This window comes from Gemmiger formicilis, from assembly GCF_016900095.1.
Lineage (GTDB): Bacteria > Bacillota > Clostridia > Oscillospirales > Ruminococcaceae > Gemmiger > Gemmiger formicilis_A.
The window spans coordinates 30,686-49,078 of the sequence record NZ_JACJJP010000005.1 but is presented as its reverse complement, the minus strand read 5'-3'; the positions used below and the strand labels follow the sequence as shown (position 1 = coordinate 49,078).

Below are 18,393 nucleotides of genomic sequence, written 5' to 3'. Positions count from 1 at the left end.
ATTTACCCTGCACACCTGTAAGAAACACTTTTTAAGTAAATCAATATTTACTCATTATCTTTTCCAACAATCCTGCAAAATTCTCATCCTGCTCCCTCGTGCGTTTGGCTGGCCCTTTCGGGTGCTTGCCGGCACGGAGGAGCTTTTTGTTTTCATGCCGACGGGCCAGCAGACCGTCAATGTTCTGGGTCGTGTACTCCAGCCCGTTTTGGTTGAGCACTCTGGCCCGCCGAGCCAGGCAGATACAGGCAAGCCCATAGTCCTGGGTGATGACAATATCTCCCGGCTGCACCCGGTTGACCAGGGCAAAGTCCACGCTGTCAACTCCCTTGTCAAAGACCAGCGTCTCAGCACCTTCCCGCTCGATGCGATGGGCCGTATCACAGAGGATTTTCACCGGCATCCCGTGGGCCCGGCCAATTCGCACCGTCAGGTCCACCACCGGGCAACCGTCTGCGTCAATCAAAATCGTTGGCATCCTGATTTCCTTTCTGTTCCGTTACTGCATGAGCGACAAAATACCGAGAAGAATCACAATGATCATGAACAGCCCTCCCAGTTCGGCCAGGCTCTGCAGCAAGTCCCCCCTCTTCCCTGGGATGTACATTGTGCGGCTTCTGCTCCACCCGTTTTGCTTCGGAATGCTTGGAACTTTTCGGGAAATTTCGATGAAATGCCTGCATATAGTGAACGTACCCGTCAATTCCCTTGCCAAAATAGCCGAAATCCCAGTCTTTCATGGCAGCCATCCTCCTGACCATCTGCTTTTCTATACATACATTGTAGCACAACGCAAGTCCTATAATGGGTATCGCAAGTCTATGCCGCCGTTGATCGGCGGCTTTTTGTTTGTATTGTAGCAGTTTTATCTTTCTTTTCCTCCTTTTTTCAAAAAAATGAGATAAATATCGCAAAAGTTGCGAGGTTTGCCTGCTATGATAGTAGCGCAAAAGGAGATAGTGCAAAAAATCTTTTTTTAATGTAACAAAAGTTGTTAGGTTTTTCTGTTATGCTCCCAGCAAAGCAGCTTTTCTATTATGAACTTTCTGAGAACATTTTTTAAATATGCCAGGATATGGCATATTTAGCTGATAGGCTGATTATGGGTGGCTGCAAAACAGAGTGTTTGTCATGCCATCTGTAAATTCTTTATGAATCCTTGTTTAAATCGTAAGGTTTATTTCCTATTTGCGCATTAAGCTGGTAAACAAGGGGGCAGTGAATCTTATTAAGATTCACTGTCTGATTGAACCAGGCAGGTGTGAATCTTAATAAGATTCACAAGAACAGCTGCTTTTCAGAAAAAGTGAATCATAGCATGATTCACTTTTTTCACGTGACGAGGGAAAGCCCAGGAAAGTGAATCATAGCATGATTCACTTTCTCACCGGCTTTTTCCCACCGGCGGGGAAGGAAAAGGGGCCCAAAGGCCCCCAACCTGCTGGCAGACGGTTTTGCTAGCATAGCGTTTGGATATCCAAACACAAATTTGGGGACTCTCCCCAAACCCCGTACCTGCTGCAACAAAAGGAGGCATGAAAATGCAGGACACATTAAACACCTATACGCTTCAGGAACTCTACAAACAGCCTATCGAACCCATCCCTTGGGTGGTGGAAGATCTGCTGGCACCCGGGTTGTATTTCCTGGGTGGTTCGCCAAAAGTGGGAAAAAGCTGGCTGGCACTGCAGCTTTGCCTGGCTGTATGCCGTGGAGAGCCCTTTCTGGGGTTCGAGACCAAGCGGAACGAAGTTCTTTACATCTCTTTGGAGGACGGTCCTCGGCGGCTGCATATCCGCGCATTGCGGCTGACCGAGGAGGCTCCCGCCGGTCTGTATCTTTGCACCCATGCGCATTTGATTGGTCACGGACTGGAGCAGCAACTGGATCAGATGCTGGCTGAACACCCGGCCGTCAAGTTGGTCGTCATTGACACGCTGCAAAAAATCCGGGAGGCAACCAGTGCCACCCCCTCCTACAGCATCGACTACCGGGATGCCTCGGCTTTGAAAGCGGTGGCAGACCGGAACGATATCTGTATGGTGGTTGTACACCATCTGCGCAAACTGAAGGATGAGGATCCTTTCAAGCAGATGTCGGGAACGAACGGGCTGAACGGTGCCGCCGACGGATCAATCGTTCTCGACCGCCGAAAACGCCAGGAAGGGACGGCTACGATGTCAGCCACCGGACGGGATATCGAAGATATGGAACTGACGCTGGACTTTTCCGACTGCCGCTGGAGCCGAGGCTGCTCACCGGAGCAGCTGCAGATGCTTCAGCTCCTGTCCGCTCTGCAGCGTTTGTTGGCCGACAAGCCGTTTTCCGGTACTGCCACCGAATTGACAGCCCGGCTGGGGGACGAGGGAAACTTATGGGGGCCGGCTCAGCTGTCCCGGTACCTGCAGAGCCATGAAGAGGAACTGGCAAGGTATGGTATTTTAGTGAGTACCCGGCGTACCAGCAAGCAGCGCCTTCTGCAGCTTTGCTGCCGTCCGCATGACGAGAATGACGGTTGTGACGCTTCTGACACAGGATTTGAAATACCGGATGTTTCGTCGCAACCGTCACAACCGTCATCACCGTCACTGACGTCACAGGCATCTTAAGGAAGGAGGGGCAAACATGGCCTATATTCAACAACGCGGAGAAAGAAAGTATAAAATTACAGTTTGTAATGGCTACACTACAACAGGGAAAAAACGGATGCAGGCGCGCACCATTGATGTCCCCAAGGAGATTCCAAAGCGCAGCATCAGGCAGTATGTCTATGCGGAGGCTGAGCGCCTGGAAAAACGATTCCGCACCGGCATCGACGAAAGTGAAAACACCAAGTTCGAGGCCTACGCGGAGCATTGGCTGGACAGGGCAGCCAAGCGATACAAAGCCTGTACGCTGGCCGGTTACCGAAAAATGCTGGAGCTGGCATACCCTTTCATTGGCGGTTTGCCGCTCTGCAAGATCCGTCCCATGGTCCTGGAGGAATTTGCAGAAGAACTGCGCAAGCGGCCGGGGCGGGGCGGCAAGCCTCTGAGCGAAAACACCGTACATAAATATCTGGATGCCGTTTCCGCTGTGCTGCAGGACGCAGCGAAAAATGACATCCTGCTCTATAATCCTGCCCATCGGGTTGAAAAAGTACGGGTGGAAAAACCTCAGCAACGCATTCCCCAACAATGGGAGATGCGAAAGCTCCTGCAGTGCATTCTGCAGGAGCCGCTGCTTTATAGAGTGTATTACCTGATGGCCCTCTCCACCGGTCTGCGCCGCGGTGAGCTGTGTGCCCTTCGGTGGTGTGATCTGCACGGCGGGAATCAGGTGAAGATCCAACATTCCCGCAGCACTGTGGTAGGGCAGGGCGTACTGGAAAGTGACACCAAGAACCACCGCACCCGCATCGTGGTCATGCCGCAGATCGTCTTCGACGATCTGGGAGAGCTGTTCACTGAGCAGGCTCTGGAAAACAACGGGGCTGACTGGAACGGGTTGATTTTCCAGCGTAAGGGGAGGCCGATTCATCCTGACAGCTTCAGCCGTCACCTGCGGCATCTGTATGACCGGAACGGTTTTCCCGAGGAATACCACCTGCATACCATGCGGCATTTCTTTGCCACCTATCTGCTGGAACACGGAACCAGCAAGCAGGTGGCAGCCGACCTGCTGGGACACGCAGATACCGCCTTTCTGGAACGAACCTACTGCCATCCGCAGGATATCTGCAAAGAGGAGGCTGCCGGGTTGTTTGATTCTCTGCTGGAGCCGGCAGAGGAAGAATACTGTGCCGCCCTGGATGAATGAACACCAATACTTCTGTTTGTCCGGCACACCCACAGTGAGGATTTTCCCTTTTGGGAGAATCCTCACTATTAGTTATGTTTGCAAACTTTTGGTGTTTTGCCCGGTTTGCACAAGTATCGTGGCCGTTCTTCGTTGGGTTTGGTGATAGCTTTGTATCGCAGAGGTTGGTATCCTTTGTGTCAATACACACAAAGGAGTGGTCAAAATGGCAAGCATCCGAAAACGAGGGCAAAACAGTTATCTCATCGTAGTATCCCGCGGCTACGATTACGAAGGGAACCGGCTGAAAGCTGCACAGAAAACAGTACATCCACCGAAAGATCTCACGCCCGGCCAGTGCAAAAAATGGCTGAACGAACAGGCTGTTCTGTTCGAGCGGGAAGTACGGCATGACCCACAACCCGTGAACCATGCCATGACGCTGGCAGCGTATACCGAACACTGGCTGCGGGATATCGCCCCAGGCAAGCTGGCAGCCAGTACCTATTCCCGTGACCAGCAGGATATCCGGCGCATCCTGCCAGCACTGGGGCATTACAAACTGACCGATCTGCGCAAGGAAACCATCCGTGCCTTCTACGAAGCCATGCGCTCAGAGCCTAAACTGACGGATGGACAGCCGCTATCGGAACGGTCGGTGGAGGGACTGCACAACACACTGTGCAGCATCTTGTCCGGTGCCGTGGATGAAGGCTACCTGACCCATAACCCAGCCTGGCGGGTGTACAAACCTAAAGGCGTGCGCAAGGAGCGCCCGGTGGCCGACGAGGAAACGGTGCAGAAGCTGATTGCCGCTCTGGAAACACAAAGCATGAAATATGAAGTGTACTTCAAACTGGTACTGGCCACAGGGATGCGCCGCGGCGAAGCCTGCGGATTACGCTGGTCTGACATTGACTGGAGGCACCGGACCATCCATGTGCAGCGGACGGTAGTCAAACTCAGCGGACAGAAGATCTTTACCAAGGAGCCAAAAACTGCAAGCGGCAACCGGAGGGTGTACATCAGTAAAGAGATGTGCAAGCTGTTGAAAGCGTGGAAGCAGGAATGTACCTGGCAGATGGAACAGGCAGAAGGGCAGACCCTGACGGAGGAAGATTACCTCTTCCGGCAGCCGAGCGGCGATCCCATGGTACCCACGACCTTTACCTTCCGATTCAAGAAAATTCTCAAAGAAAATGGGTTGCCTCAAAACTTATCTGTCCACAGCCTGCGCCATACCAACGCCAGCCTGCTCATTGCCCAGGGCGTGGATGTCCGCACCGTTGCAGGACTGCTTGGTCATTCCCAGCCCAGTACCACACTGGATATCTATGCCCATGCCTTTGATAAAACCAAGCGAGAGGCACAGGAAAAGCTGGGAAAGGTGATGGGGCTATAAACGAATCTGCAACAGCCATGTTCCTGCCGCCTCGGCAGGAGCATGGCTGTTGCTCTTGTCCGACTTTTTTGTTACACTGAAGTTGGAGGTGTTTGTTATGGAGTTTTGCAAAGAACCGGGCCGGATTTTTGCCACGGATGAAACGGGAAAACTGCTGGCAGAAGTAACTTTCCCGGAACAGGAGGACATTGCTGTCATCAACCATACCTTTGTGGACGGTTCTCTGCGGGGGCAGGGGGTTGCCGGACAGCTTCTGCGCGCAGTGGCCGATACTCTGCGCCAGGATGGCCGCAAGGCCAAACCTACCTGTTCCTACGCCATACACTGGTTTGAGACTCATCCCGAGGAGCAGGATCTGTTGGGGTAAAACTTGATGAGGCATGTTTTCCCGTTTTTCCTGTAGTTTAGCTTTTTGATAAGGAAGATGAGATTGAATGGGAATTTTTGATATTTTCTTTAAGAAGAAAAAGGTACCCCAAACAACTACAGGCATAGTGGGGCCCTCTCGATCCTTGGCAACTTACCAGGCACCGATTACCGTCCATCCCGATGTACAGCCTCTTCTCTGGTTTTCGGATGGACCTCAAAAGAACTATTATGCACATGCAAAACAGACTTCTCACATTTACAATGGTGTGCGTATCGCTTTTTCATCCTTTCCCACACAAGAACCCAGCCTCATATCTCTTCGCTTACCTGTTCGGATGGATGTCAATCCGAAGGAGATTGTAAGACCTCCTTATTTTCCTTCCTATGCTGATTTGTCTCCAGAGCAGCGCGGCGTATACTGGAAGTTTCTGGCAGATCCTTATTCAGGGTCTTTTGACATTGGCTATGTGTTTCTTTTCTATTATGGTTTGGAAAGACATCTGCTGGAAGGCGATTACAAACGCGCTTTTGACGTAATCTTAAAGCTTCGTGACGTCTATTCCAACAATTCCTTTCAAAATTATTCTGCATGCGCCAGCATTCTAACCTGCTTAACCCGGCAAGAGCCCGATCTGGCCCTTCGTTTTTATCAGTCCCTCGATAAGACTTACGAGGTGAATTTTTCTGACAATCTCTACCTTTTGTGCAAATACGGATTGTCTCAGCCTCTCACTGCGCAGGATCTTATGCGCATGTGTAAAACCTTTGAGTTCTCAAACCAGAATTATATCAAAAGATATCCCGATCTTTTTCTGGAAAAACTCACAGTGGTTATGAAAAAGCGCTTAGGACAAGATACGCTCCCCATCGATAAGTATGTGACGCACACCGAATGGAAAAAGCTCCGCAGGCAGAGCATTCCCGTTTTTGCAAATATTTCTATTGGCCAGCAAAGTGTTGACGTACCCTTATTAACCGAGTGCTTCAAATTAAAAAAAGCCGGATATGATATTCTGGAAGAAGCCCATTCGGAAGTAAAGAATGCTGTCGCCGATATGCGCAAGACCGGTACCTTACCGCCCGACCAAAAACTGCAACAACAATCAAAAAAATCAATAAATGTTCCCTGCTTTGATGAAGCCGCGGAAAAGGAACTTTTAAAAACGTATCGTGCTTCAAGCAAGAATGCCTTGGACCGGCATTTTGCATTGATTCAGTTACAAAACTTCTATTATCGTTTTAGAGCATTGGACGACAAATATGTTGAACAATGTATCTTTTATTGTAAAGAGGATTTGAATAGCCTTTCCTCGCTACAGGAAGCACATATCCGTGACGAGCAAAAAAGGGTGGAGGCATTAAAGGGCGTATATAGTAAGGCCGAACTAGCCGAGCAGTATAGTAAGATTGGTCCCTTTAATGGAATTATTCCTGCATTCAAACGGTTGCAAATCATCTACGAAAAACAGAAAGACTACGCTGCCGCCATAGACATCTGCAATCAGGCAATCGATTATTATCAAAAAGTCGGCATGTATGACAGCGCAAAAGATTTCGAGATTCGCCTTCATAAGATTGAAGCGAAAAGGAACAAATCCACATAAAGCCATTTAGGTGGTAAGACGCCCAGGAAGATATTCTCACATATCTTCCTGGGATATTTTATTTATGGGGCCCCCGATTTCATGCGGGATCCGTCGTGAATTGTAGCGTAAGAATCCATGCACAACTTATTCTTGTCTAGCTACTTTAGATTTTCTATAATAAAAGAAGAATTTTGCAATAAAATGGGATTTTATTATTGCAATCCCAACAATAGGACTCTTTATCTGGTATACTATCTTTGTATAGATTCAAATCAACTGCCAAAGGTGTGATTTCGATGTTACAGCCCGGCCTGTACGAACAGGTGATCAACCAACAGATGCGGGAGGAACTCTCTGCCTTGCCCGCTGCCTGCCAGGCCTCTGCCGTCCTGGACAAGGCCGAAGCCTCCCAGGTGTTGGCGCAGTATCTTGCCGACGTGATCCAGCGCGGTCTGGACGATGTTGCCGACCAGGGTGGGGACCTCTCTGCCCAGATTGCGCTGGCAAACCGGCTGGTCCAGACCATAGAAACCACAACCCAAGAAGCTGACTTTGCCCCGCTGTGCGTCGACGGCAGGGCAGAGCAGCTTCTTGCTCTTTTACGGGCCAACGACCCGCTGCTGGCCGCCGGAAAAACTGCGACAGACCTGACACGCCCTGAGACGCCGCTGGCCCGCAGCAGCCTGTTCACCGGGGCGGTGGGCGAGCCCCAGATGTTTTCCGAACTGAAAAAAGAGATTGCCTGTGCCGACCGCATCGACATGCTGGTATCCTTCATCAAATGGAGCGGCCTTCGACTGATCATCGAGGAGCTGCGTCAGTTCACCCAAAACGGCGGACAGCTGCGGGTGATCTCCACCTCCTACATGGGAGCCACCGATGCCAAAGCCATCGAAGCGCTGAGCCAGTTGCCCAACGCGCAGATCAAGATCAGCTACGACACCGACCGTACCCGCCTGCACGCCAAAACCTACATATTCTACCGGAACAGCGGATTCTCCACGGCCTATGTGGGCTCTTCCAACCTGTCCAAGGTGGCCATATCCAGCGGTCTGGAATGGAATGTGAAGGTCAGTGCCAAAGATCTGCCCAGTACCATGGCGAAGATAGCCTCCACCTTTGATGTCTATTGGAACGCACCGGAATTTGAACTCTACCAACAAGGAGAACACGAACGTCTGCTCCGCGCCCTGAAGGCGGAACGCACACACGGTAGTGAGCTTCCGCGGGACATGCTGTTCAACATCCGACCCTACGCCTACCAGCAGGAAATTCTGGACAAGCTGGATGCCGAGCGGAAGGTTCGGGGCTTCACACGGAACCTGGTCGTTGCCGCCACCGGCACCGGAAAGACGGTGATCTCCGCTTTTGACTACCGGCGGTTCTGCCGGCAGCATCCCAGCCATGCCAACCGGCTGCTCTTTGTGGCCCACCGGGAGGAGATTCTGCGGCAAAGTTTGTATACCTTCCAGAACATTCTCCGCGATCCGAACTTTGGCGAACTGTTTGTAGGCAGCAGCCGCCCTGCATCCCTTGATCATCTCTTTGTATCGATCCAGACAGTCACTTCCCAATCGCTGTGTGATCGGCTGCCTGCCGACTATTACGATTACATCGTGGTGGACGAGTTCCACCACGCCGCCGCGCCCACCTATCAGCAACTGCTGGAACATTTTCATCCCCAGATTCTACTGGGTCTGACCGCCACCCCCGAACGAATGGACGGCAAAAACATTCTGGACTATTTCGGAGGTCGGATCGCCGCCGAAATCCGTTTGCCGGAAGCCATCGACCGCAAACTGCTCTGTCCCTTCCAATATTTTGGCGTGGCAGATACCGTCGATCTGAAAGACCTGTGCTGGGTCCGCGGCGGCTATGACAAGAATGAACTGACCAACCTGTACTCCCTCAACCGGGCTGTGGCGTTGCAGCGGGCAGAACATATTCTGCATACGCTGGACCGCTATGTCACCGATCTGAATGCCGTAAAAGGGCTGGGCTTCTGTGTCTCGGTGGAACATACCCGCTTTATGGCTGAGTTTTTCAATGCGCACGGTTTGCCCTCTTTAAGTCTGGTGGGCACTTCCTCCGAAGAAGAGCGGTTGCATGCAAAAACTCGTCTGGCCCGGGGCGAACTGCGTTTTCTCTTCGTGGTGGATATCTACAACGAAGGTGTGGATATTCCCGAGGTAAACACCGTTCTGTTTTTACGGCCCACGGAATCTCTGACCGTCTTTTTGCAGCAGCTGGGCCGTGGTCTGCGCCTTTGCGAGGAGAAGGAATGCCTGACGGTTCTGGACTTCATCGGGCAGGCCAACCGCAAATACAATTTTGAGGAAAAGTTTTCCGCCCTTTTGTCCCGTACCAACCACAATCTGGCCTATGAAATAAAGCACGGTTTTCTTTCCGTTCCCAAGGGCTGCTACATCCAGCTGGAGAAAAAGCCCACCCAGATTATTCTGGACAATCTTCGCGCATCCTTTGGCGTCCGCTCCGGGCTTATCAACCGGATTCGCACCTTTACCGAGGATACCGGGTTGCCGCTGACGCTGCGGGAGTTTATGAGGTATTACCACCTGGATCTGCGCACTTTGTACGGCAAGGGAAAGGACAGCTTCGCCCGTCTGTGTGTGGCTGCCGGTGTGCGGCCGGATTTCCAGGAGCCCGCCGAGGAGGCGCTTTCCTCCGCTCTCGTCCGGCTGGCGGCGCTGGATTCCCGTCGGTGGATTCGCTTTTTGCTGGACCTTCTGCCCCGGCTGGATGGTGTGGATTTTGCAGTCCTTCCCCCGCTGGAGCAGCGGATGCTGCAGATGTTTTATATTACCGTCTGGGGAAAAGCAGCCGAAAGTTGGCAGGACGAGGAAGTTCTGGGCCATCTGCATGGTCTCGCTCACAGCCCGATCTTGCTGGAGGAATTGCAGGAATTGCTTCGGCTGCGATTTGATGCCATCGATTTTCTTGACCAGCCGGTGGAGCTGGGATTTGATTGCCCGCTGGATGTACATTGTACCTATACCCGCGATCAGATTCTGTTGGGTTTAGACTTTTATAAACCCGCCACCGTGCGGGAAGGCGTGAAATGGCTTCCCGATAAGAAGGTAGATGTATTCTTTGTGACGCTGAACAAATCCGATAAAGAGTATTCCCCCACCACGATGTACCACGATTATTCCATCAACGAGAACCTGTTCCACTGGCAAAGCCAGAGCACCACATCGGAGACTTCTCCCACCGGACAGCGCTACATCCACCATCGGCAGCGCGGCAGCAAGATTCTGCTATTTGTGCGGGAAACCAAAAACGATTCCGCCGGGGCAGCCCCCTACACCTTTCTGGGCACCGCCAACTATGTCAAGCATGAGGGCAGCCGTCCCATGAGCATCACCTGGAAGCTGGATGTGCCCATTCCGGCAAAATATCTGCGGAAAACCAACAAACTGGTCGTCGGATGATTTCTGCTTGCAGAAATTGAATCACAGGAGAAAGGCAGGAAACCTATGGAAAATTTGTCCATGTTCGGCATGATCGAAGAAGCGCAAACCCAGGCGAAAAATTCCCGACACGGCAACCTGGATGTGGTCAAGATGGAATTTTCCGGTGCCGAGACGGTTTCCTGGCAAGATCTTTTCGCTGGCTTTGATACGTTACATGCCATCACCTATTCTTCGGGAATTGGTTTTGTGTATCGCCTTCTGGACTTATTCGAACAGGCGGAAATCATCTTTGGATGTGATGAGGTTATCTCCTATTCGCTCCAGGAAGTGATGGCATACCAATGCAAAATGGTGGAACGCATACGGGAAACAGCCGGCAAAATGAAGGTGGACCTTGTCTCTCGCATCGATCAGGGAACGCTGCGGTTCTATGTTGCTCACAGCGTACTATCCCACGAAAAGATCTATCTTCTTTCCGCAGCAGATGGCCGCAAGCGTGTGATCATGGGATCCGCCAACATGTCCTTTTCTGCCTTCGGTGGACACCAGCGGGAAAATATATGCTATCTGGACGGTGAAGAAGCCTATCAATGGTATTGGGACTGCTACTGCCAATTGCGGGAGGAAAGTACCGACCAGATTGCCAAAGATTCCCTGCTCTGTGCAGATGATGGCGAAAACCTGGAGCAGCTTCCCATTGCCAGAACAATCCGTACACAAAAGGCTTTGGTGCTCCAGCCTGTGGAGGAGGCCAAAGAAGAAGTCCGCTTTGCATTGGATGTAAAAAATCTGGCAGACAAATTGGCACCTTCCGTACCGAAACCCGATAAGAAGGGAAAAATTCTGCTTTCTCCTGAAAAGATCAAATCCATTCGCCGCCAGGTCGTTGCCACCAAGACCAAAGAGAAAGAGCTACAAAGCGAATACCCGCAGCTGCAGGTATTTCCGGATGAGGCTATCGTCCGACTGAATGGAACAGATATGGACCTGAATCCGCCCAAGGAAGATGTTGCCCGAGATGTGCAGCTTTTCCTCAATTACATGGCCGGCTACGAAAAGTTCCATGGCGATGTGGCCGGCATGCAGCGGCGCTATTTCGAGTTTGCCAACTGGTTCTTCTGCTCGCCGTTTATGGCCTGCATGCGGGATATAGCTGTCCGCTACAATCAGAACCTTCTTCCGTACCCTGTATTCGGCCTTATCTATGGGCAGAGCAAAGCCGGTAAAACCAGCTTTTTGGAGACGTTGCTCAAGATGATGATTGGGCAAAAGCCCAAGCTCTCCGCGCCGGATTTCACTCGGTCCAGCATTGAGAATCTGAAACGCACCGTCAAGGGCGCCCCCATCATCGTGGACGACCTGACCCAGACCCGTTTCAACCAGCATGCCATCGAAACCATCAAAAACGATGCCTTTGGCGTCTCCGATCACCTGCTGCAATATCCTGCTGTCGTCATCAGTGCCAACGAGGATGTGAAAGCGGTTGCCCCGGAAGTAACCCGCCGCACGGTAATCTGTCGTGTGCAGGCAGGCCTGACCAATACCGAGGTTATGCGCAGCAGTGTGGTACGCACCGTTCAGCGTGAAATCGGAACCTCTTTCTACCGGGAATATCTCCGGAAAATGTTGGAGGTAGTATCTGACCTACTGGAGGAAATGAAAGACGATGCGTCGGAGAGTGCGCCCGATATCTTGGCGGCATCCTCGCAGGTGCTGCTGGGCATTTTCTCTGCGTGTACCGAAAACGATCTGCCTTCCTATATGCGTCCGCTTACGCTGGAAGATTACTTCAGCGAAAAAGTCACCGGCCGCTACGCAAGGGAGACGATCCGAAACGCCTGGCAAATCAGCCGCTCCTCCTTTGAAATTTCCGAGCGGGCAAACGAACTGCGCTACAACGCCGGGGCTCCTTGGGAAGCGGACCGCATTCTGAAAGAATTACCTGAAACGCTGGAACCGCACAAATCCCGCGAGTGGCTTATTATGAATCTGGAAGAGGCGCGAAAATTCTTCGACATTCCTTTTAAGAAGTCTTGGCTTGACCGATTCCGAAAGGGGTAACCTAAATGAAATCCTACCACAAACTGGTCCGGGACCACATCCCCGAGATCATCGAGGCTTCCGGCAAAACCTGTATCTGGGAAACCCTCTCCGACGAAGCGTACCTCCAGCTGCTGGATGAAAAGCTGAACGAGGAGCTGGCCGAATACCAGGAGAGCAAATCCCTGGAAGAACTGGCCGACCTGCTGGAGGTCATGGGGGCTGTTGTGGCCGCCCGGGGCTGGACCTGGGACGAGCTCACTGCACTGCGCAAAGAGAAGCGCCGACAGCGCGGCGGCTTTGCCAAAAAGATTTTGCTGAAGGAAGTATCGGAATGAACCACATTTCTTTGCAGAAATCGGTAGCCGAAAAGATCAAGGCACTGTATGCCATCTCCCGGGAACTGGAGCAGCTTTTTCCCGGCAGACATTACACGCCGGACGGCCATATGATCGGCAGCATAGGGGAAGCCCTGGCTGCCAGCTGGTATGGCCTGGAACTCTTCGAAGCCTCCGCCAAAACCCACGATGCCAAAGCCCCCGACGGACGCCTCGTGCAGATCAAGGCCACCCAGATTGACCGGGTGGCGCTGTCCAGCAAACCGGATTGGCTGCTCGTGTTAAAGATCCACCCGGACGGGACCTTTACCGAGGAATACAACGGCCCCGGCAAACTGGCCTGGGACCACTGCGGAAAAATGCAGAAAAACGGCCAGCGGGCTATCTCGCTGGGAGCGCTCCGCAAGCTGCAGGCGGAAGTTCCGGTGGACAAGCGGCTACAGCAATCCGTTTAAACGGAACCGTGCAGCCCACAGGAAAGTTTACCCTTCTAAACGAATACATCCCAATAAAAAGAAAAAGGCAGTTGTCCTTGAACCGAACCAGTAAAAACGGACAATGAAAAAAGAAGGCCTCCTGTGGTGAACAAGTCCAGTAAAAACGGACAATAGACAAAAAGCCCCCTAATGTAGGAAAATAGAACTACATTAGGGGGTCTTGCTATGTCTGGGAAAAAAGGGATAAAAAAGTATCCGTTAGGGATACGAGAAGAAGTGGTGTCACGAATCCACGCAGGTGAAAGCCAACGTGCGCTGAGTCGGGAATATGAAATCAGTCGGCGGGCCATACAGTGCTGGCTAAAGGAACCTGTCCTTCCGAAGACACGAGGACGTAAACCTACAAAAACATTGGCGGAGTACAAGTACGAGAACAAGCGGCTCAAGATGGAAAACGAATTGTTGCGGGATTTTCTGCGCTCCACAGGAAGGAAGTGAGGCCAAAGGCAAAATATGCCGTGATCTACCGGCACAGAAATGAATATCCAGTATCCGTTATGTGTCGCTTCTTTCAGGTGTCCCGAAGCGGATATTATGATTTTGTCCATCGTATGGGCAGGCCGGAGAAAGACGCGGCTATTGCAGAAATCATCGCGGAACAGCGAGAGCGCAGCTTTTGTACGTATGGCTACCGCAGAATGTGGCTGGTGCTGAAGAAGCGAGGCATCCACCGTAATCCCAAGACTATCTTGCGTATTATGGAGAAATATGATTTGCTCGCAGAGATCCGGCGGCGCAGGAAGTGGCAGCAGATGGGACAGCAAGTTCACAAGTATAAGAATCTGCTGAACAGGGAGTTTTCTGCGGACCGGCCCAATAGCAAATGGGTAACGGATATTTCTTACATCCACACGAAGCAAGGCGTACTGTATCTGTCCATGATTCGGGATCTTTATGATAACAGCATTGTTGCCTACAAGACTGGTACAGAGCAGACAGTAAATCTGGTTCTGGACACCATTCGCCTGGCTATGCGCAGAGAGAAAAAAAGGGCCGCTGCGGAGTTGCAGCTCCACAGCGACCAGGGGTTCCAGTACACCTCACAAGCATACTTCAACCTGACAAAATCTTATGGCATTACGCCCTCTATGTCAAGACGCGGAAACTGTTACGACAATGCTATGGCAGAAAATTTCTTTTCCATCCTCAAGACTGAATGTATTTACCGCCATAAACCGGCCTCAATCTGCGAGGCCAATGAGATGATTGACCGCTATATTCACTTCTACAATTATGAGCGCATCCAGCTAAAAACTGGAGTGGCGCCGCTCACGCTGCGCCACTCCCATTAAAACTTTATATTTCTCTACATAGAGGCTTTTTTGTGCTGTCCGTACAATCTGGGGCGGTTCATTCCTCAACCGGCTGGCTTTGCTGTTTGTAATCTGTATTTTGTGAAGCGCGGGGTGCCTGGCTGCGAAATGGGCCACATTGCCCCAAAATGTGCTCTTGGGTGGGGAATCGGAGCAATCACGCATACCGGGACTAACCATGAACAGAACGACCACAAAGCCCGCTATGGGGCAAATTGGAGGAGCAAGCACCTACAAACAGAGGATAAAAGGAAAGAGCAGCATCTTTTCAGATGCTGCTCTTGGTGCGGCCGGGGGGATTCGAACCTCTGGCCTTTGGAGTCGGAGTTCCCAGACGGTCAACAGAAAATGGCGGTTTCAAGCCATTTTCCGTCACTTGTGCACAAAAGAATCGGCAATACAAAAAGCCCGCGGAGCCTTTTAAACACTGGCTCCGCGGGCTTTTGCACGCATGGTGGTCAAATAGTGGTCAAAATTAGTGGGGGCGTAGAACGAAGAGTTGAGCGATTTCAGATCGCAAAAACGAATGTTCGACAGAAATGCATATACTTATATGGCATCGCGGGCATTTTCAATTTCGAAGGTCAAGCTCTGGGGCACCGGGACAAGAAGGCCATTTGAAAATCCTATTGAACGCCATCAAGAATTTTTTGTACGGCATAAAGCGTAGCGCACTTGATATAAGCGTCACTTACGAAAATGGTTTCAGTAGCATGTGGTTCAACCCACATTGCGGGATATACAGCGACCTTGCGTGTGCGCTGAAAAGCCTGCCACTATATGGCGATGAGGTTTTACTAAGCGAAAAATAATCGTCAAACAGTACAAAGGAACTGCATCCGAATTGGCGAAAAGTGAGAATCCGGGGAAAATGGATTGACAGTAGGGGAGGATGGTATTATCATGTTGTCATAACAAATATGACGGCGGGTGAAAGGACCGACGCCGTAGCAAAGGGAGGGCCGATATGAAAGCCGCACCCAAGTATCTGCAGATCATCAATTATTATCAAAATCTGATCGATTCAGGCAAGCTGGCGGAAGGTGAGCAGATGCCCACCGAGGAGGCAATCGGGCAGCTGTTCAATGTAAGCCGCATCACCGTGCGGCAAGCGCTGGATTGCATGGCGCAGAACGGCTATATTTACAAAATTCAGGGCAAGGGCAGTTTCGTCTCCTCCCAAAAAACGGATATGCAGCTGAACCACCTAAGCGGTTTCAGCGATGAAATGCGGGCCATGGGCATGACTCCCTCCACCCTGCTGGTGGATAAAGCCCTGGTCCTTCCGTCGGAATCCGTGGCCAAGGCCTTGCGGATCGAACCGGACCAGAAGATTTATTTGCTGGTTCGGGTGCGCTGTGCTGACGGTGTGCCGATGGCGGTGGAAAAGGTGCACATTCCGTTTTACCGGTTTGCGGGGTTGGAAGAGCACGATCTGAGCCAGTCACTGTATGGCCTGCTGAAAGAGGAATATGGCTGTGAGAGCTATAAGGCGACCCAAAGTATCCGTGCGGGGGCAGCATCCACCTTTGATGCAAAGCTGCTGAAGATCCCCACCGGCACGCCGGTTTTGTGCATCGCCCGAACGACCTACAGCAGCGACGGTGTTCCATTTGAATGTGTGGACTCCGTATACCGCGGCGACAAATATGTGTTTAACGTAACGTTGGAAAAATGATTTGAAAACAGCCGGCTTTGCTCTTGCGCAGCCGGCAAATAAAAGGGTTGAATCATTATGACAACATTACAAATCGGCGGGCGCTGATGCAGTGCGCCTGCGGAAAGGGTGGAAAGAATATGCCAAAACAAGAGGCAAGGCAGCACCGAAAAGGGCGCATGACGCTGAAGCGGCGGGAAGCGGCGACGGGGTGGCTGTTCGTCTCGCCGGCGCTGATCGGATTCTCGATTTTCACCTTCGGAGCCATCCTGCGGTCCTTCTATTTTTCCCTGACCGACTACAGCCTCCTGACCGAACCGGAATTTTTGGGGCTGGATAATTACATCCGCGCCTTTACGAACGACGAGTATTTCTACAAATACTTTGGCAACACCTTTTATTTTGTGGTGACTCTGGTCCCGATTGTGCTGATGTGTTCGCTGTTGCTGGCCATACTCATCAACCGCAAAGCGGGGCGCATCACAAAGGCATATCGGGTGGCGCTCTTTCTTCCCAGCATCACCAGCACAGTGGCAGTGAGCATGGTGTGGCTGTGGATCTTCAACCCAGATCTGGGGCTGCTGAACAATTTCCTCACGGCCATCGGCTTTCAGACCCCGCCCATGTGGCTCTCAGACCCCCAGTGGAGCAAACCGGCCCTGGTGATCATGCGGGTGTGGCAGATGTGCGGCTATTATATGATCATGTTCCTCACGGGGCTGCAGACCATTCCGGAAACCCTCTATGAAGCGGCCGAGGTGGACGGGGCCTCCCCGGTGCAAAAGTTTTTCCGCATCACGGTGCCCATGCTGGCAAACACCACCTTTGTGGTGGCGATCCTGCTGGTGATCGAGGCCTTCAACATGTTCGAGTCCATCTTCATCATGACCAGCGGCGGCCCGTTGGGCTCCACCAGCACCATCATGTACTACATATACGAGCAAGGCTTCACCAATTACAACATGGGCTATGCCTCCGCGCTGGCCTGGATCTTCTTTGCGCTCATTATGGTGGTGACGCTGATCCAATACCGTTTCCGCAATGAACAGGGGGGTGAATAAACATGAAGATCCGTCCAATGGGCATGCAGGCACGGCGCCGCACCGGCAACATAGCCTACCACCTGTTCATGGCCGTGCTTTGCCTGACAATGATCTATCCCTTTGTCTGGTCTCTGTTTTCCTCCTTCAAAGGGCGCGAGCAGCTGTATACGGACAGCCCGCTGAACATCCTGCCCGAGCCGCCCACGCTTGAAAACTACGACAGGCTGTTTGAGGTACTTCCCTTTGAGCGGTTCGTCATCAATTCGGTGATCCTGTCCGTGGCCATCCCGCTTTGCATGATCGCGGTGGCGTCCTTTACCGCATATGCGCTCACACGGCTGCAGTTCAAGGGGCGCAACCTGCTGTTTTTGGCCTTTGTGGCAACCATGATGATCCCCAGCCATGTCACGCTGATTCCCAACTATAAGACCATCGTGGATCTGAATCTTTACAATACTTATACGGCGCTGTTTCTGACCAATGTATTCACGGCATCTAACGCGTTCAACATCTTTTTCTTCCGGCAGTTTTTCCTGAGCATTCCCAAAGACCTGGAAAGCGCCGCCATCATCGACGGCTGTTCCCGCTTGGGTGTGTTCCTGCGCATTATCCTGCCAAACTCGAAACCCGCCATCGCCACCACGGCGATTCTCTCCTTCCGCAGTGTGTGGAATGCTTTTTTGATGCCGATGCTCATCATCAACGACTACGATAAAATGACGCTTACTGTCGGCCTGAAATACCTGAAGGAGTGGGAGCCGAACTGGGCTGTATTGCTGGCTGGTGCCTCTTTGAGCATCGTTCCCATCGTGATCGTGTTCTTGGCCTTCCAGAAATATTTCATGAATTCCAACATGAACGCCGGCTTCGGCGGCACCTGACAGTCGTACCCAGGGCTTACGGGCCTGCAGAATAACACATAAAATGGAGGTAATCA

Annotated in this window: 16 protein-coding genes; 14 read left to right on the top strand and 2 right to left on the bottom strand. The window is 51.8% G+C overall.

The window, feature by feature from the left end; genetic code table 11:
- Window positions 1–40 precede the first annotated feature (40 nt).
- Both H6B15_RS03815 and H6B15_RS03810 read right to left on the bottom strand, forming a co-directional pair.
- Entirely contained in the window at window positions 41–478 is a 438-nt protein-coding gene (locus H6B15_RS03815; RefSeq protein ID WP_204646308.1) for a YaiI/YqxD family protein, read from the bottom strand.
- Window positions 459–740 (bottom strand): hypothetical protein, encoded by a 282-nt coding sequence (locus tag H6B15_RS03810; protein WP_204646306.1) that lies wholly within the window; start codon window positions 738–740, stop codon window positions 459–461. The genes H6B15_RS03815 and H6B15_RS03810 overlap by 20 nt, the downstream gene beginning before the upstream one ends.
- Before the next feature lie 801 nt (window positions 741–1,541).
- On the opposite strand from H6B15_RS03810, the gene H6B15_RS03805 reads away from it, so the two are divergent.
- The 14 genes from H6B15_RS03805 to H6B15_RS03740 all read left to right on the top strand — a co-directional run bounded on the left by H6B15_RS03805 (window position 1,542) and on the right by H6B15_RS03740 (window position 18,337).
- A complete protein-coding gene (locus H6B15_RS03805) occupies window positions 1,542–2,609 on the top strand; it encodes an AAA family ATPase (protein WP_204646304.1) in 1,068 nt (355 codons plus the stop codon).
- A 97-nt stretch (window positions 2,610–2,706) separates the two neighbouring features.
- Entirely contained in the window at window positions 2,707–3,798 is a 1,092-nt protein-coding gene (locus H6B15_RS03800) for a tyrosine-type recombinase/integrase (RefSeq protein ID WP_204646302.1), read from the top strand.
- A 205-nt stretch (window positions 3,799–4,003) separates the two neighbouring features.
- Window positions 4,004–5,179, top strand: coding sequence for a tyrosine-type recombinase/integrase (locus H6B15_RS03795; protein ID WP_204646299.1), 1,176 nt, complete (start codon window positions 4,004–4,006; stop codon window positions 5,177–5,179).
- Between the two features lie 97 nt (window positions 5,180–5,276).
- Complete coding sequence (locus H6B15_RS03790) at window positions 5,277–5,546, top strand: GNAT family N-acetyltransferase (RefSeq protein WP_204646297.1); 270 nt, start codon at window positions 5,277–5,279, stop codon at window positions 5,544–5,546.
- A 67-nt stretch (window positions 5,547–5,613) separates the two neighbouring features.
- Complete coding sequence (locus tag H6B15_RS03785) at window positions 5,614–7,152, top strand: TerB N-terminal domain-containing protein (RefSeq protein WP_204646295.1); 1,539 nt, start codon at window positions 5,614–5,616, stop codon at window positions 7,150–7,152.
- Window positions 7,153–7,430: 278 nt separating this feature from the next.
- On the top strand, window positions 7,431–10,586 hold the full coding sequence (locus H6B15_RS03780; protein WP_204646292.1) for a DUF3427 domain-containing protein: 3,156 nt from the start codon (window positions 7,431–7,433) through the stop codon (window positions 10,584–10,586).
- A 45-nt stretch (window positions 10,587–10,631) separates the two neighbouring features.
- Window positions 10,632–12,629: a phospholipase D family protein gene (locus tag H6B15_RS03775; protein ID WP_204646290.1), complete on the top strand. Its 1,998-nt coding sequence runs from the start codon at window positions 10,632–10,634 to the stop codon at window positions 12,627–12,629.
- Window positions 12,630–12,634: 5 nt separating this feature from the next.
- The gene (locus H6B15_RS03770) at window positions 12,635–12,946 is read left to right on the top strand and encodes a nucleoside triphosphate pyrophosphohydrolase (protein ID WP_204646288.1); all 312 of its coding nucleotides are present in this window, start codon (window positions 12,635–12,637) and stop codon (window positions 12,944–12,946) included.
- The gene (locus H6B15_RS03765) at window positions 12,943–13,401 is read left to right on the top strand and encodes a DUF6998 domain-containing protein (protein WP_204646286.1); all 459 of its coding nucleotides are present in this window, start codon (window positions 12,943–12,945) and stop codon (window positions 13,399–13,401) included. The genes H6B15_RS03770 and H6B15_RS03765 overlap by 4 nt, the downstream gene beginning before the upstream one ends.
- A 207-nt stretch (window positions 13,402–13,608) precedes the next feature.
- Complete coding sequence (locus H6B15_RS03760) at window positions 13,609–13,881, top strand: hypothetical protein (RefSeq protein WP_204646284.1); 273 nt, start codon at window positions 13,609–13,611, stop codon at window positions 13,879–13,881.
- A 20-nt stretch (window positions 13,882–13,901) separates the two neighbouring features.
- Window positions 13,902–14,735, top strand: coding sequence for an IS3 family transposase (locus H6B15_RS03755; protein WP_204646282.1), 834 nt, complete (start codon window positions 13,902–13,904; stop codon window positions 14,733–14,735).
- 988 nt (window positions 14,736–15,723) lie between these two features.
- Window positions 15,724–16,434, top strand: coding sequence for a GntR family transcriptional regulator (locus tag H6B15_RS03750; RefSeq protein ID WP_204646280.1), 711 nt, complete (start codon window positions 15,724–15,726; stop codon window positions 16,432–16,434).
- A 158-nt stretch (window positions 16,435–16,592) separates the two neighbouring features.
- Entirely contained in the window at window positions 16,593–17,474 is an 882-nt protein-coding gene (locus H6B15_RS03745; RefSeq protein ID WP_243424260.1) for a carbohydrate ABC transporter permease, read from the top strand.
- A gap of 2 nt (window positions 17,475–17,476) precedes the next feature.
- Window positions 17,477–18,337, top strand: a complete 861-nt coding sequence (locus tag H6B15_RS03740) for a carbohydrate ABC transporter permease (protein WP_204646276.1) — start codon at window positions 17,477–17,479, stop codon at window positions 18,335–18,337.
- The last annotated feature ends 56 nt before the right edge of the window (window positions 18,338–18,393 follow it).